This is a genomic window from Erysipelothrix aquatica, from assembly GCF_009828775.2.
Lineage (GTDB): Bacteria > Bacillota_I > Bacilli_A > Erysipelotrichales > Erysipelotrichaceae > Erysipelothrix > Erysipelothrix aquatica.
The window spans coordinates 1-13729 of sequence record NZ_WTSY02000004.1; the positions used below are offsets into that span (position 1 = coordinate 1).

Consider the following 13729-nt stretch of genomic DNA (forward strand, 5'->3'; position numbering starts at 1 on the left):
CATCTTGAAATTGACTCAATAATCGGTAAGAAAAATGAAAGCGCGGCAATAATATCAATCGTCGATCGATGTTCCAGAATGAATTGGCTGATCAAGGCTGAATATCGGTTAGACTACTATACATCCTCATTAATTAGAAAATTTATAGAAGAAAATAAAATAGTAACGAAATCAATAACTGTTGATAATGGATTAGAGTTTAATACAATGGGAATTACTGCAAAACGACTCGGTGTAAAACTCTATAAGTGTGATCCTTACTGTTCTTTTCAGCGTGGTTCCAATGAACGAGCCAACGCGATAGTCAGAAGATTTATTCCTAAAGGAAAGTCACTTTACAACATTGGACAACAATATCTTGATGACATTGCCTTTAAAATCAACTCAATGCCTCGCAAAATGTTTGACTTTAAAACTGCTTATGAGATAGAATTTTTAAAAATGAATAGTGGTGCGGTTGAGATTTGATAAAAGAAAAAAGGCTCCTGACGGAGTCTTTTTTATTTGATTAATAAGAAATACGCGAGTACGATAAGTCCCAAGACAATGCGGTAGTATCCAAAGACTTTGAAATCGTTCTTTTTGATGTATCCCAGTAAAAGTTTAATGACAATCACTGAGACGATAAAAGCTGTTGCCATACCTGTAAAGAGGATAACGTACTCCATTAGGGTAAAGTTAAATCCTATTTTTACAATCTTGAGTAAACTTGCTCCAAACATGACAGGGATTGACATAAAGAACGTAAACTCTGCTGCGACAACACGTGACACACCAATAAGCAATGCCCCAACAATCGTTGCCCCTGAACGGGATGTTCCTGGGAAGACTGCAGCGATTAATTGGAAGAGTCCAATAATCATTGCTGTTTGGTACGTAATCTGTGAGATCTTTGTAACTTTAGGTTTACGACCCACATTGCGATTTTCCACCACAATGAAGAAAATCCCGAATAGAATGAGCATGATCGCAACTGTTACGGGATTGTAGAAGAGTGCTTCAAACACATCATCAAACAAAATTCCAATAATTGCTGCAGGTAAACATGCAAAGACAATCTTCATCCACATTGACATTATTTCTGGTTCAACATGTAGTTTTCCATTTTTAGATTTAAACGGATTCAGCTTATGCCAGTAAATTAATACAACGGCCAATACTGCCCCCAACTGAATTACCACCAAGAATAAACTCATAAACTCAGGTGATACGTTTAATTTTAAAAATTCATCAACGAGAATCATATGACCTGTACTACTGATTGGCAACCATTCAGTAACACCTTCCACAATTCCCAAGAAGATGGCTTTTAAAATTTCGATAATATATTCCATATTGCCTCCTGGTAATTTCCATACTTCGTTATTTTACCATATATTTAGAATCAGTTCCTTGCTTCACTTGAAATTTCGTGGAAACTTAAAACATGACGCCGTAACAGCGTCATGTTTTTTATTGAAGTATGGATGTTCTGGGTTTTATTTGTGTGTCACTTGCTTAGGCTGAATCTGGCTATTAACAATCAAGGAAACAATAATCCCAATCACCGTTTCCACAACACGCGATACCATATAAATCAACATGCCATCGAGACTTTGGTTGTGCGACATGAGGACTGAAAGTACCAAAATCGCTGACATTGAAGTTGCATATTCGCTAAAACTTAGCACTTTCGCCATTGTCATATCTACAAAAAGCACCAATGTTACAAGTAGAATATACGGCATTGTATTGGGACGTATGCCAAAGTAAAACGTTGTTACCAGAAAAATACCACCCAAAGTCCCGCCAAAAACAGTTCCCTTCACTCGGTTTATTCCATGCGTAACGGAATGCTCAGGTGTTGTCTTCATTATCAATACAGCAGCAATTGCTGCATAAAAGGGCGTATCATAACCAACCATGTAAGCAATAATTAAACAGATAAAAACTGCAATGGTTGTTTTCACAATCCGGAGTCCTGGAATATACTTTTTCATAGATGTACCTCGTTAATACTAGTATACCACAACCTATTTTTGACTTAATGCCCTTTGGACAAAAAAAGCAGGTTTCCCTGCTCTCCTTTTCTTACTTCAAATTTCTAAGTATCTCGCGTAACACTGGCATCCCAAAGACTTCATATTTTTCCTTAAATGCCGCCACTTCTTCTTTCGAATACAAAGACTCATCCAGAACAATAGCATGCGCCGGAAGGTGACGTACATTAGTAACCTTTACGTCTATTATCACCGGAACTTGAGTACCTTTTGACTTCTTGAGTGCATCCATAAGTTCATCGTATGTTTCGACATGATAACCCACACCACCACATGCTTCCGCAAATTTGGCATAATCCATTGGTGTTAAATCAACCCCAAGGGTATCGTTGTTTTCCATTTCTTGGGCAACTTGTATGAAGCCATACGACTCATTACAAATAACGATGTTTACCATCGGTAAGTTATATTTTAACTGGGTCATGTATTCTTGCATCATCATTGCGAATGCACCATCACCACTTAGGGTGTATACTTCACGTTCGGGATAACTAAGACGTGCAGCAATTCCGCCTGGTGTTCCTATCCCCATCGTTGCAAAGATACCTGAAGTCGTAAGTTTTTGTTTTCCTGTAAACATGAGCTCGCGGGAAGACAAGATGACATTATTTCCAACATCAACAATGAAAATCGCATCATCATCCGCAGTTTCATTCAAAGCTTTCATTATGGGTTCTGGACGCATCGGAACCGATAGATCATTTTCAAAATGATGAATCCAGTCTAACCAATTATTTCGGTTAATTTGATTCGCTTTCAACCATTGGGTTGGTGCTATTGCCTGTCCTTTTTCAATAATCTCGCGCATCACTGCCTTAGAATCTCCAAGTATCCCGACCGTTGCAGGTAAACGTTTCCCAATTGTTTTGGGATCAATATTGATTTGAATGGACTGGATATCTTGAGGGAACATTTCACGTCCAAACGGATACTCTGCCCCAACCATCACAATTAAGTCGGTATCTTGAATCGCTTCATTGGATGACTTAGAACCCAATCGTCCTAATTGTCCCATCATATTAGGATGAGCATCGGGCATTGCACCTTTACCTAAAAATGTGAGTACAACAGGCATCGCAAATTTTTCAGAGAGTTCTCGTAACTCATCTTGAGCGTGATGCGTCCCCCGTCCTGCAAAAATAACAGGGCGCTTTGCTTCTTGAATTAAGTGTACTGCTTTATCAATATCAACCGCACGATGTTGGGGATATGCTTTTTCAAATGCATTGGCACTTGAAATATAGTTATCATCAATTTCTGTGTAGCCGACGTCAACGGGAACATGGACGATTGCGACGCCATTTTCGCGATATGCTGTCCGAATCGCGTTATCAATTACAAAAGGTAATTGTTCTGCCTCAGTAACAAATCGATTAAAGACAGAGACATCGGAATAGAGCGGAACAGGATCCATCTCTTGGAAATAATCCGTACCTAAATTACGAGTATGCGTGGAACCGGTGATGACCAGCATCGGAACACGATCGAACTTGGCATCGTACATGCCATTAATTAAGTGTGTATGACCTGGACCACCTGATCCAAAACATACACCAATTTTCCCCGTTAGTTTCGCGTCAACACTTGCGGCAAGGGCACCCGCTTCTTCATGTCGAACTTGAATATATTGCAATTTGTCTTCGTAAACTTTTAAGGCACCCATTAATGAATTTGTTGAACTTCCGGGAATACCGTAAATGTGATCAACATCCCATTCTGTTAATATCCGTACCATTGCTTCTGCTGCTTGAATTTTTTTCATAGATTTGTTCCTCCTGATAAAAGTATGGTATCAAAATATAGTGTTTTTAAATGACACATGTCCTTAACACCTTCATATAAGGCACAAACGTCATGTGTCCGTATAGAAACTCCCCCTTTCGGTGCAAAAAAAGACGCAATTGCGTCTTACCAGTTTATGTGTGGATTATTTCGTTGTTGTGATTCTGCTTCATAGAATGCGGCACGTTCGCGCTTCGCAAGCTGATTCACAAGATTACCTGGAAAAGTATCTATCGTTGAATTAAGCGATTCAACTTTATGATTATATAAACGGCGGGCCGCTTGAATATGCTCCTCCGCATCAGTCAACCCACGTTGAAGATTAAGGAATTGTTGGTCCGCTTTAAGCTCAGGATAGCTTTAAGCTCAGGATAGCTTTCAGCAAGGGCTAGCAATTGTGACTGAACCGCAAGCACATCTTGATCATATGTGGCACGATTGGTTCCAGGCATCGTTCTTAAGGCAGCAACCTGTTCAAAAATAGCACGCTCGTGGGAAGCATAGCCTTTTACCGTTTCTACCAAGTTAGGGATGAGGCTATAGCGTTTTGCTAACGCGACATCTATGCCCGATGACGCTTCCAAGACTTGATTTGAACGTGAAACAATCGCATTAAAGCTATAAATGAATACTCCCACCAATACAAGTATCACAAATCCTAAGATGTTCATCACGACCCCCTAAAATAGTCTTTGTTTTCTGTTAGTGTATCAATAATATACTGAATTGATTCAATTTCAAGGCGTATCTCTTGAAGATAGCTCTCGTCAATGTCCGAAAAAATATTGGGTTCCATTGCATCCCTTGATGAATAGATACCTAAATAAACAACCCCATCTTTTAAGACCATGCTTAGTTCATGTCCAAGCCGCGTACGAAATGCATTTATTTTCTCCATAAAATGGGGTGTAAAAATACGATATGCTTCCTGCTCATCATTGGTAAAGGTCGCCCATTGATCGTTGAAACGGTCATCCTCAAACTTAATTTTACGAGACCGTTCTGTTTTGGGGCCATCACTAAATCTGTTGAACCAGCCCGCATCACGAATTCGAACATATCCACTCGTCTCTTTATGAAAATCAAATTTGATGACTTGTCCATGAAAATAGGTTGTCGTGATTGTTGTCTTGCCTGTGCTTGTCACATTTTGAGAAAGTACATCAGCACGTTCGAATGACACACCTGCATAATCTGCTCGTACAAAGTCGTTAGAATGATACTGGTTACCTGTTTCCATAACGCCTAACTCACGCATTGCATCCCGATCAAAACCGCGCGACGCGTCATAGACTACATGGTTGAATGCCGATTCAAACATTGATTTGTTTACCAATGTTTTGACATTTTCTTTATAGGTCCGAATTTTAGGCTTAATTAAGAGTGTCGATACCACAAATAACACAAACATCCATACAATGAATGAAAGAATTGTAAACGAAGACATACTTCGGCCAAATGGACCTTTGCCTAGGGTACTTGCTACTGCAAAGAGAAAAATAGTGACACAAAGCATAATCCCCGCCACCACAAGCATTGTTCGCGTGACGTCATCACGAAGTGGTTTTAGCTTCTTGTTGATTTCATCGATATTCATAGTTGGACCTCGACTTCGTTATTTTGCTTCTTCTTGGTCTTCATAATGCAACACATTGAGGACCGCATCCATACTTATTTTATTGATAATGCTTTTGACCAAAAGGTCTAACTCTTGACCACCACGGTAATCCGCTGCTGTAAAGTAACGAATACGGTGCTCATTAATCATTCGGAAGACTTTCTCTTTGTCTTTAGTGATTGGATTATAGACACCTACGGAGTGGCCACCATTCATATTAACAAGACGCATGCATGGAATATCCGTATCGCTATCTCCAATATAGATCATATTCGTAAATGGTATACGATGCTCTCCGGGTTTATAATAACTGTTTACTTCAGCATCGTTAACATCCAAAACGCCTTTTTCAATTCGAAAGAGAAACTGTGTTTTATTCGTATAATTTATTGCTTGAGCTGGCCATACTGCGAGTCCATTCTCATCGTAAAAAAACGAACTTGCATAGATACGTTTGAACACACCTCTTTCGCCTAACACTGTACCTTCAATCATTTCTTTTAATCCAGAAGAAATAATGTAGTGTTCGATGTCGATCCCCATAAGATCACCGTATTGATCAATACGTTCAAACCATTGTTCTACTCCTGGAAACAATTCAATTTTTGACCCATAATCGAGTAAACTCTCACGATTAAAGATATGTTTTCCTCGTGATGCCTCCATCATTTTGTACATGTAGGACAAGTTGGTGTCCATTTCGAAAGTTTTGGCCATCTCATTTACTTCGGTCCAGAAATCCTTAACATCATACCCAATCGACTGGATGAAGCCTTGGGCTTGCATATCATCAGGGGTTAATGTCTTGTCAAAGTCATAGCAAATAGCTACAACTGGTCTATCTTCAGGTTTTCGTTTCATAGTTCACCTCTCTAGGTCTATTTTATCACTTTTTCACATTTTTCGATACTGTTGAAAAAGACTCGCTTTCGCGAGTCTACATTATGCTACTGGTTTAAATTTTCCGAAGTCCGGGAATTCTAATTTTACAGCGTCATCATAACCGTTATAAACAACCTTGACGTTTGTGGTCACCGTTTCGCCTTCAGACTCAACCGTCACCGCAACATCTAATGTTTTAAATTCAAATGTATCAGAAATTGTCATATCAAATTTAACATCTTTAATTTTAACTGCTTCTGTTTCAGGTGTGTTCATTGCTTCTTCCAATGCTTTCACAACTTCGGCTTCCATGCCTGTTACGGTAAAGGCATAACCATCAGCTGTCTTGGTTGCAATCATTCCATTGAGAGATTCTTCAGTGAACTTAAATTCGTTCAAATCCGTTAAGTTCATTAATTTGGATATTTGACCAAACTCATCATTTGAAGCGACATCGTTAATCTTAAACTTTACAGCGTCTGACATTGGGCTTTCGATATACCCAACCCCATCTTTAGCGTACATTTTTGATTCCATATTAATGTCGTTTTTACCGATTTTAAAGGATGCAATGAATTGTAAATCTTGAGCACCTTTGAAATTTTTATTTCCTGCATACGTTGCAGATCCGGTTAGCGTTTCTTTGACATCACCAAGATTTATCTGAAAATCTGTAGATGCTGTTACGTCAATTAATTCGTGGGAGCGATGATTCTCGAGCGCTTTGTTGAAGACTTCGACTTTATTGAAGTCTGCGGGTTTTGCGCTGCATCCTGCAAGTGCAAGTCCGACTAATAATAATGCCATTATTTTTTTCATATTGAGCATTACCTCCTGTATGACTAGTATACGCTTCTTGGCGTTGACGTACGCGAACAAAAATGTCACTTAACGACACCATAAAAAAAACCCTTGATTGCTCAAGGGTTAATGTATCGATTGATTGCGTTCTGTGAAGCCATCGAGATACCACGCTGCATAAGCAACATCTCGATCCCCCATTTTTATGATTGCATATGGATTGTATCCAACTTCGATTAGGCGTTCCTTTTTGTACAAAAAATCAGCTTCGTTGTCACAGAAAATATAACTGTGATGGACATTGCGATCAATAGTACGGATAAACTCTGTAAAGATTTTCGTGACACGTTCTAAGTCTTCAAATGTTCGATCATGAAACACATCACGATCGCTTATTTCAAATTTCAAGACCGTCACAGTACCTTCGTTAGACATTGATAGCCGTGCCTCATAGACCTCATTTCCCATAATAAGTTCCATATCTGCATAAGCGGCACGGTACGATAAGCCTTCAATCATCGCATTCAATTTTCCTTCAAAAGAATCTGTACGCCAATCATTTGTATCGCCATCGTGTGGGTAAGTTAGCATAATATTATCTGCATACTCATTTAATAGGTCCAACGTATTTTCCACTTCAATCATGAGGTTATCATCATTCTCAATTACAATTCCTAATCCAATAAATGTATCCATCATCAATCCTCATTTCTACTCAAAGCATTATATCACGCTTTAAGTTTATCCCCAATTAAAATACTTGGAGTTTAACGAATTTCGTTTGGACTTTCGTTTGTTGTATTGAATGATTTTAGAGATGCAAGTGCCACTTCGACCATATCAGACACCGCTTGATCTGTATAGAATGCAGAGTGAGGTGTTACAATCACATTCTTGTGACTGTTAAGAATAGCAAGGTGGTGGTTTGCGTATGTTTTATTTCGTAAGTCTGTATGGACTATTCCAATTTCATTTGGGAAGACATCCAATCCACAAGCACCAACATGACCTGATTCAATACTTTCGATTAAAGCATCCGTATCAATGAGTTCAGCACGTGCACAGTTAATAATTGCAACACCTGGTTTTGTCATTGCTAATGTTTCTTTGTTGATAAGGTGGTATGTACTATCAAGTAATGGTGTATGAAGTGTAATAACATCTGCTTCTCGAAGTAATGTTTCTAATGGTACATAGCTCACTTTATCTTTAATTGATGCATTTTCATAAACATCATATGCTAAAATCCGACCATTGAATCCGCTGAGGTTTTCAACAACTGCTGCACCAATACGTCCTGTTCCAACAACACCAAATGTTAAGTTGTGCATTTCTTTTCCTTGAAGTCCTGCCAATGAATGGTCATGTGCAGCACCTCGAAGCATCATCGTTTTCATGTTGCGAATCGACATCAAGATAAGCATCACGGTAAAGTCTGCAACACAGTATGGTGAATAGGTTGCATTTGAAAAGCGAAGTCCGAGTTCTTTGAGCGCTTCCATATCGACATTGTTGAATCCTGCACTTCGTGATGCTAAGAATTTAACACCATTTGCTTTTAAAGCTTCAAGTACAGGGCGGCTTGCATCACAGTTTCCTAAGAATGTGACTGCTTCAAAACCTTCACTTTGTGCGACATTACTCATGCCTAATTGTTCATTAATATATGTTATTTCGAGTCCCATTGATGCCTCGAATTGGTGAAATGCAGCGATCTCATCGGGACGGACTGCGTATGCTAAAATTTTCATGTTTTTATCTCCTTATTTGAAATCTACAAAGTAATCTTGTGGTTCAACCATTTTTAGTTTCTTTTCAAAAATATAGGTTGAGACATAGCTCATAGCAACTGGTACAACAACGAATGCAACAACAGCAATCAATAGTTGATCCATACCATAGCCAACAATATTTAAGTGATTAATTGGTCCAATTAATCCACTAATACCAAATCCAGCACTTGCAGGTGTACCTTGAATCATCAATAAGCCCGCGACAGCACCGGTGACTGCTGCATTTAGAATAATTGGTAACATCATTTTCGGCTTTTTAATCATGTTTGCCATTTGCATTTTTGGTGATCCTAAGAAGTGTGCAATGCTGGTTCCAAATCCATTAACACTAAAGCCTGCAACAGCAAGGCCAAATCCAGCAGCACAAATTCCTAAGTTTGCAGCTCCTGAGGCAACACCTGTTAGTGAAATTGCCATTGCAACACCTGCTGTTGAGAGTGGTGATACAATCATAACAGCGAAGGTAATTGAAATAAGGATTCCTGCAACGATTGGTGTGAAGCTTGTAAAGCTATTAACCATTGCTCCTACAAATCCTGTAACAGATGCAACATAAGGTAACATAAATAAGCCAAGTCCACCAACTCCTACAGTTACGATTGTTGGAATTAAAAGAATTGAGTATGCCTTGAAACGACTTCCAATTAATTGCATAACGTAAACTGCAATTCCCGCAACAATTCCTGCGTTAATGACATCCCCGATTCCTACTAATGCGAGCATGCCGTCTTTGAATACAAAGGCACCTGATCCGATAGCCGTTGTAATCGCAAGTGTTGCTGATTGAATTGGCGTTAATTTGAATTGCATTGCAATCGTGAGTCCCATAATGACTGCAAGTAAGCGTGTTGCGATGGTTGTTATATTAACAACTTCAGTCCAGTTTAGTGCTTTTGCTACTTCCCCTAATAGCGCACCAGGAATTAATGCAACGACGATACCGACGCTCATTCCTGTCAATACTTTATTGATAAACGATTTAAAACTTTCCTTTTCCATATGCCCTCCTGGCGACAATTGTTATTGTCTTCACAAACAATGTTAAGGCATTCCCTTAGGGCATGGACAATCATTCTTAAACAATTCGAACTTGAATTTCTTGAATCATTTCTGCGTCAGCATTCACAAATGTGTAATCGATGAGGCTAAAATCATAGAAATTGCCGATCGGTTGATACCCATTTTCAAGGCACCAATCGGATAGCATTTGAACTGATTTTTCGTCAAAGTAGCCGCCTTTTTTGTACATACACGCATATTTACCGCCTTCTGCGTATATTTTATCAATATTCTCGATGCTTTCGGGTAGCTCAATAAACGCTCCAATTTTAGCGTACATTTCTGATTTATTGTTATCATCCTGGACTGAAACGGTACCATATGGCATTTGTGAAAATTTGTTCAAAGTATTCAAAGTTTTCAAAATTCGACGGTATGCAAGCATGACTCCCAGTGATTTTTCTTCTGGGTTGGCATACTCCACCGCAAATTCACGATCTTTGAAAAACTTAATATTGGGACGATACAAGTCTCTTTCATCCACTAAATCAGCCTGCTTATAGAAATCAAGGAGGTACCTAAGGTCATCCTTTTTGCGACGTAATGCTTCCATTTCTAGGGTAACCTCTTGTAATCGACGTTCCAGTTCTGTGATGAGCATTGTCATATTTCGATTTTCAAGCAGCTCACCAATCTCTACGAGCGTAAAACCTAAGTCTTTTAAGTAAATTATTTGTTTTAAATACGGAAATTGTTCGCGAACATAATAGCGATATCCTGTATCTTCATCAATTTGTTTGGGGACAAACAAACCGATACGATCATAGTAAAGCAATGTTTTTTTACTGATGCTGTGAAGTTGAGCAACTTCGGTAATCATAAAGAGTCGTTCCATAGTCGATACCTCATCGAACTCACACCTTAATTTTAACAGGTCATGCCGTTAGGCAGTGGAAATCACTGATTGAATTTTTTTATAGGTATGGCTTCGTTTCTTTCTATTTGGGGGTGGTCATGCTTTCGCATAAAGTCTTATAGATTGCGTTGAGTGCATGCTCGAGTTGTGCATTCGTAATACGTGTAATCGTGATACGAATGCCTTTTTTAGTTTCATGGGGATGATAATACGATTTTTCAATTGAAGAGACACTGATCGTTTGTTGTTTTAATTTCGCTATTACCCCATCAACGTCAATCAATTCATTAACAAAAATAGTGGAATAGTATCCCGATTGGGCTGGGAGGTGCCATGCTATCGTTGGATCCCATTTTCGGGTAATCATATTTAAAGTCTTTATTTTTTCATGCAAGCGATCGGATAATGTTCCCGCGTTGTTTTGGAGAATATCGCTTCGGATTGCGGCTTCAAGGGTTGCTTGTGAAACTAAAGATGGCATTTGGTAGGATGTAAAATAGGAATGCTCAATCGCTTCTTTAAATGTGTCAAGCAAGGCATCGCATACAACCGCATAACCAATTCTTATAAAGGGAAAGAGTTTTGAGTAACTCTTAAGATATACACATTTGTCAAAGTTAGCATAATAGTAAAGGGGCTCATATTTGGGAATATGAAAGGAGTCATTAAAATAGTCATCCTCAATAATATAAACGTCATAACGGTGCGCTAGTTCCATAATGCGACGACGCTGACTCGCAGGTAACACTGTTCCCAATGGGTTATGATTGCGGGGTACGACATAAAAAAATTTTATAGGCTCCGTTTTGAAAAGTAGTTCTAAACGGTCCATATCCAGTCCGTTTTCGTCGCGCGCAATCGTTAATACAGGTGCTCCATGGCTATGTAAAAGTTTATTTGCAAATGAAAATGTTGGTGATTCGACCAAAATTTTGGTTTTTTTATTTGGAAAAGTCATTTGGGTAAATAGCGTCAACATTTGAATTACACCTTGCGTGAGAAAAATATTGCGGGGTTTTGTATAGATATGAAAATCATTGAGATAATCCGCCAACAATCGAGTTAGTGAGAGGACTCCACGAATCTCTTGTTCGAGTGAACTCTTCCGATACGATTCCAACGCAACATTTAAAACATGTTTTGCTTCGGTAATTGAAAATGCATCGACTACTGGATTCCCTGAACTCAAATCGTACGCAATGTTTTCATCATGTTGGTACTGTTGCAGATCATTTGCGACATAATAACCACTTTGGGCTTTTGCATAAATGATGTGTTCATTCCGAAGGGTGTCATAAGCCTTGAGAACGGTCCCCTTGCTGCAGGCATACCGGTTCATCATTTCATGAAGTGAGGGTAATTTATCACCATACAATAAATACCCATCCCCAATTTCCTGTTTTACATCAAATACTATTTGTTCATATCGTTTCATAGCTATCTCCATTTGCCTTATCATACCACATTTTTGTACCAGTACAGTTGCATATTCCTATTCTTGATGTGGTAATTTCACTCGGCTATAGTATGTGGTGTAAGGGCTAACAACGGCCGAGTTAGTCAGTGCTACATCGATAAGGAGAAAATTAGATGGGATTAATCATGAAATGGTTGGAAGATAAATTTCTTCCAATAGCAGTGAAATTAAGTAACCTTCGTTATTTAGTTGCACTTCGTGATGGTTTTATTGCTATTATGCCTATTAGCATGTTTGGAGCGCTTAACATTATGGTTAAAGAAATCCTCCTCACACCAACATCACTATTCGGTGCATCATTGAATAAATGGTCTTTCTATGCAGAAAATATACAGCCGTTTTTCGACAGTGTATTATTACCGATTTCTAACCAAATTTGGTGGGGATCGCTCGCATTAGGAATTGTATTTACAGTATTTACGATTTCGTATAAACTTGCGGAATTTGACAAACAAGACTCACTCACTGCAGGTGTTCTCGCAGTTGTTTCATACTTTATGCTACTACCACAACAAGCAGGCCCTGATGCTGCATGGGGAACAGTATCATGGACATCGTTCAACTCAGAAGCGATTTTTACAGGTATTATTGTTGCGATTGTATCAACTGAAGTCTTTATGTTTATGAATCGTAAGGGTTGGGTAATTAAAATGCCAGAACAAGTCCCACCCGCAGTATCACGAGCATTTAGTGCCGTTATTCCTGCTGGTGTTGTCATGTTTATGTTTGGAATCTTCTCATATCTTACTTTAACAGTTCTTGGAACAACGTTAAAAGATATTATTAACACTTCCATTCAGATTCCACTTACAAGCCTTGGACAATCACCGTTTACCTTGATTTTAATTACACTTATTTCACAGGTTTTATGGTTCTTTGGATTGCATGGTTCCTTAATTGTTGGACCGGTTCTTGATACGATGTACTCTGCATCACTATCACAGAATGCTGAAGCAGTCTTAGTACACGGTGTGCAAGCACCCAATGCAATCACGCGAAATATTATTGATCTCTATGGGATGGCGGGAGGATCTGGTGCAACATTAGCGTTAATTATCGCAATCTTCATCATTTCGAAACGTGCAGACTACCGAGAGTTGGCGAAATTGTCATTAATGCCCGGTGTCTTCCAAATCAACGAGCCCGTTATTTATGGGTTACCGATTGTCTTGAATCCTGTACTTGCAATACCATTTATTATTATTCCACCGATTATGGTTACGATAGGTTGGTTCTTTACAGCAGTGATCCCATTTGCGGGACGTGTCTATATTGCCCCACCGTGGGTCGTACCACCAATTCTGAATACATTCTTAGCTACAGGAGGAAGTCTCAGTGCCACCTTCCTATCCATCTGTACATTGGCTTTATCAGTAGTTATTTATATTCCATTTGTAAACTTAGCAAATAAAATGGATTAAC

Annotated in this window: 15 protein-coding genes; 2 read left to right on the top strand and 13 right to left on the bottom strand. The window is 38.9% G+C overall.

Translation table 11 applies throughout. The annotated features are described in order from the left end of the window. On the top strand, positions 1–468 hold a 468-nt coding region (locus tag GVV20_RS01765; RefSeq protein WP_250690167.1), incomplete at its 5' end, for an IS30 family transposase. Positions 469–500: 32 nt separating this feature from the next. Here the strand turns inward: GVV20_RS01765 and GVV20_RS01770 are convergent. The 13 genes from GVV20_RS01770 to GVV20_RS01830 all read right to left on the bottom strand — a co-directional run bounded on the left by GVV20_RS01770 (position 501) and on the right by GVV20_RS01830 (position 12265). Beyond that, complete coding sequence (locus GVV20_RS01770; RefSeq protein WP_159741288.1) at positions 501–1334, bottom strand: undecaprenyl-diphosphate phosphatase; 834 nt, start codon at positions 1332–1334, stop codon at positions 501–503. Between the two features lie 144 nt (positions 1335–1478). After that, positions 1479–1979, bottom strand: coding sequence for an FUSC family protein (locus GVV20_RS01775; RefSeq protein ID WP_159741289.1), 501 nt, complete (start codon positions 1977–1979; stop codon positions 1479–1481). A 91-nt stretch (positions 1980–2070) separates the two neighbouring features. Then, entirely contained in the window at positions 2071–3801 is a 1731-nt protein-coding gene (gene spxB, locus GVV20_RS01780; protein ID WP_159741290.1) for a pyruvate oxidase, read from the bottom strand. Positions 3802–3947: 146 nt separating this feature from the next. Next, entirely contained in the window at positions 3948–4130 is a 183-nt protein-coding gene (locus tag GVV20_RS01785) for a LemA family protein (RefSeq protein WP_236261974.1), read from the bottom strand. Then, positions 4127–4492, bottom strand: a complete 366-nt coding sequence (locus GVV20_RS01790; protein WP_159741291.1) for a LemA family protein — start codon at positions 4490–4492, stop codon at positions 4127–4129. Before GVV20_RS01790 ends, GVV20_RS01785 begins: the two co-directional genes overlap by 4 nt. Then, positions 4492–5418 (bottom strand): DUF3137 domain-containing protein, encoded by a 927-nt coding sequence (locus GVV20_RS01795; RefSeq protein WP_159741292.1) that lies wholly within the window; start codon positions 5416–5418, stop codon positions 4492–4494. The genes GVV20_RS01790 and GVV20_RS01795 overlap by 1 nt, the downstream gene beginning before the upstream one ends. A gap of 18 nt (positions 5419–5436) precedes the next feature. After that, positions 5437–6300, bottom strand: coding sequence for an HAD family hydrolase (locus GVV20_RS01800; protein ID WP_159635775.1), 864 nt, complete (start codon positions 6298–6300; stop codon positions 5437–5439). 81 nt (positions 6301–6381) lie between these two features. Continuing rightward, positions 6382–7140 carry a hypothetical protein gene (locus GVV20_RS01805; protein WP_159741293.1) on the bottom strand — a complete coding sequence of 253 codons (759 nt, stop codon included), beginning with the start codon at positions 7138–7140 and terminating at the stop codon, positions 6382–6384. 108 nt (positions 7141–7248) lie between these two features. Beyond that, positions 7249–7821, bottom strand: a complete 573-nt coding sequence (locus GVV20_RS01810) for an Imm64 family immunity protein (protein ID WP_159741294.1) — start codon at positions 7819–7821, stop codon at positions 7249–7251. Between the two features lie 68 nt (positions 7822–7889). Next, positions 7890–8873, bottom strand: coding sequence for a D-isomer specific 2-hydroxyacid dehydrogenase family protein (locus tag GVV20_RS01815; RefSeq protein WP_159741295.1), 984 nt, complete (start codon positions 8871–8873; stop codon positions 7890–7892). A 12-nt stretch (positions 8874–8885) separates the two neighbouring features. Next, complete coding sequence (locus GVV20_RS01820; protein ID WP_159648823.1) at positions 8886–9914, bottom strand: PTS sugar transporter subunit IIC; 1029 nt, start codon at positions 9912–9914, stop codon at positions 8886–8888. A gap of 76 nt (positions 9915–9990) precedes the next feature. After that, the gene (locus GVV20_RS01825) at positions 9991–10809 is read right to left on the bottom strand and encodes a MerR family transcriptional regulator (RefSeq protein WP_159741296.1); all 819 of its coding nucleotides are present in this window, start codon (positions 10807–10809) and stop codon (positions 9991–9993) included. Positions 10810–10912: 103 nt separating this feature from the next. After that, positions 10913–12265, bottom strand: a complete 1353-nt coding sequence (locus tag GVV20_RS01830; protein ID WP_159741297.1) for an aminotransferase-like domain-containing protein — start codon at positions 12263–12265, stop codon at positions 10913–10915. Positions 12266–12420: 155 nt separating this feature from the next. Here GVV20_RS01830 and GVV20_RS01835 point away from each other — a divergent pair, with 155 nt between their 5' ends. Further along, on the top strand, positions 12421–13728 hold the full coding sequence (locus GVV20_RS01835; RefSeq protein WP_159812864.1) for a PTS sugar transporter subunit IIC: 1308 nt from the start codon (positions 12421–12423) through the stop codon (positions 13726–13728). Position 13729 lies beyond the last annotated feature (1 nt).

Bases quoted from the DNA above. Each gene is read 5' to 3' on its own strand.
- GVV20_RS01825 (WP_159741296.1), bottom strand. From the start codon at position 10,809: ATGGAACGACTCTTTATGATTACCGAAGTTGCTCAACTTCACAGCATC.
- GVV20_RS01830 (WP_159741297.1), bottom strand. From the start codon at position 12,265: ATGAAACGATATGAACAAATAGTATTTGATGTAAAACAGGAAATTGGG.
- GVV20_RS01805 (WP_159741293.1), bottom strand. From the start codon at position 7,140: ATGAAAAAAATAATGGCATTATTATTAGTCGGACTTGCACTTGCAGGA.
- GVV20_RS01790 (WP_159741291.1), bottom strand. From the start codon at position 4,492: ATGAACATCTTAGGATTTGTGATACTTGTATTGGTGGGAGTATTCATT.
- GVV20_RS01775 (WP_159741289.1), bottom strand. From the start codon at position 1,979: ATGAAAAAGTATATTCCAGGACTCCGGATTGTGAAAACAACCATTGCA.
- GVV20_RS01770 (WP_159741288.1), bottom strand. From the start codon at position 1,334: ATGGAATATATTATCGAAATTTTAAAAGCCATCTTCTTGGGAATTGTG.
- GVV20_RS01820 (WP_159648823.1), bottom strand. From the start codon at position 9,914: ATGGAAAAGGAAAGTTTTAAATCGTTTATCAATAAAGTATTGACAGGA.
- GVV20_RS01815 (WP_159741295.1), bottom strand. From the start codon at position 8,873: ATGAAAATTTTAGCATACGCAGTCCGTCCCGATGAGATCGCTGCATTT.
- GVV20_RS01795 (WP_159741292.1), bottom strand. From the start codon at position 5,418: ATGAATATCGATGAAATCAACAAGAAGCTAAAACCACTTCGTGATGAC.
- GVV20_RS01800 (WP_159635775.1), bottom strand. From the start codon at position 6,300: ATGAAACGAAAACCTGAAGATAGACCAGTTGTAGCTATTTGCTATGAC.
- spxB (WP_159741290.1), bottom strand. From the start codon at position 3,801: ATGAAAAAAATTCAAGCAGCAGAAGCAATGGTACGGATATTAACAGAA.
- GVV20_RS01810 (WP_159741294.1), bottom strand. From the start codon at position 7,821: ATGATGGATACATTTATTGGATTAGGAATTGTAATTGAGAATGATGAT.
- GVV20_RS01835 (WP_159812864.1), top strand. From the start codon at position 12,421: ATGGGATTAATCATGAAATGGTTGGAAGATAAATTTCTTCCAATAGCA.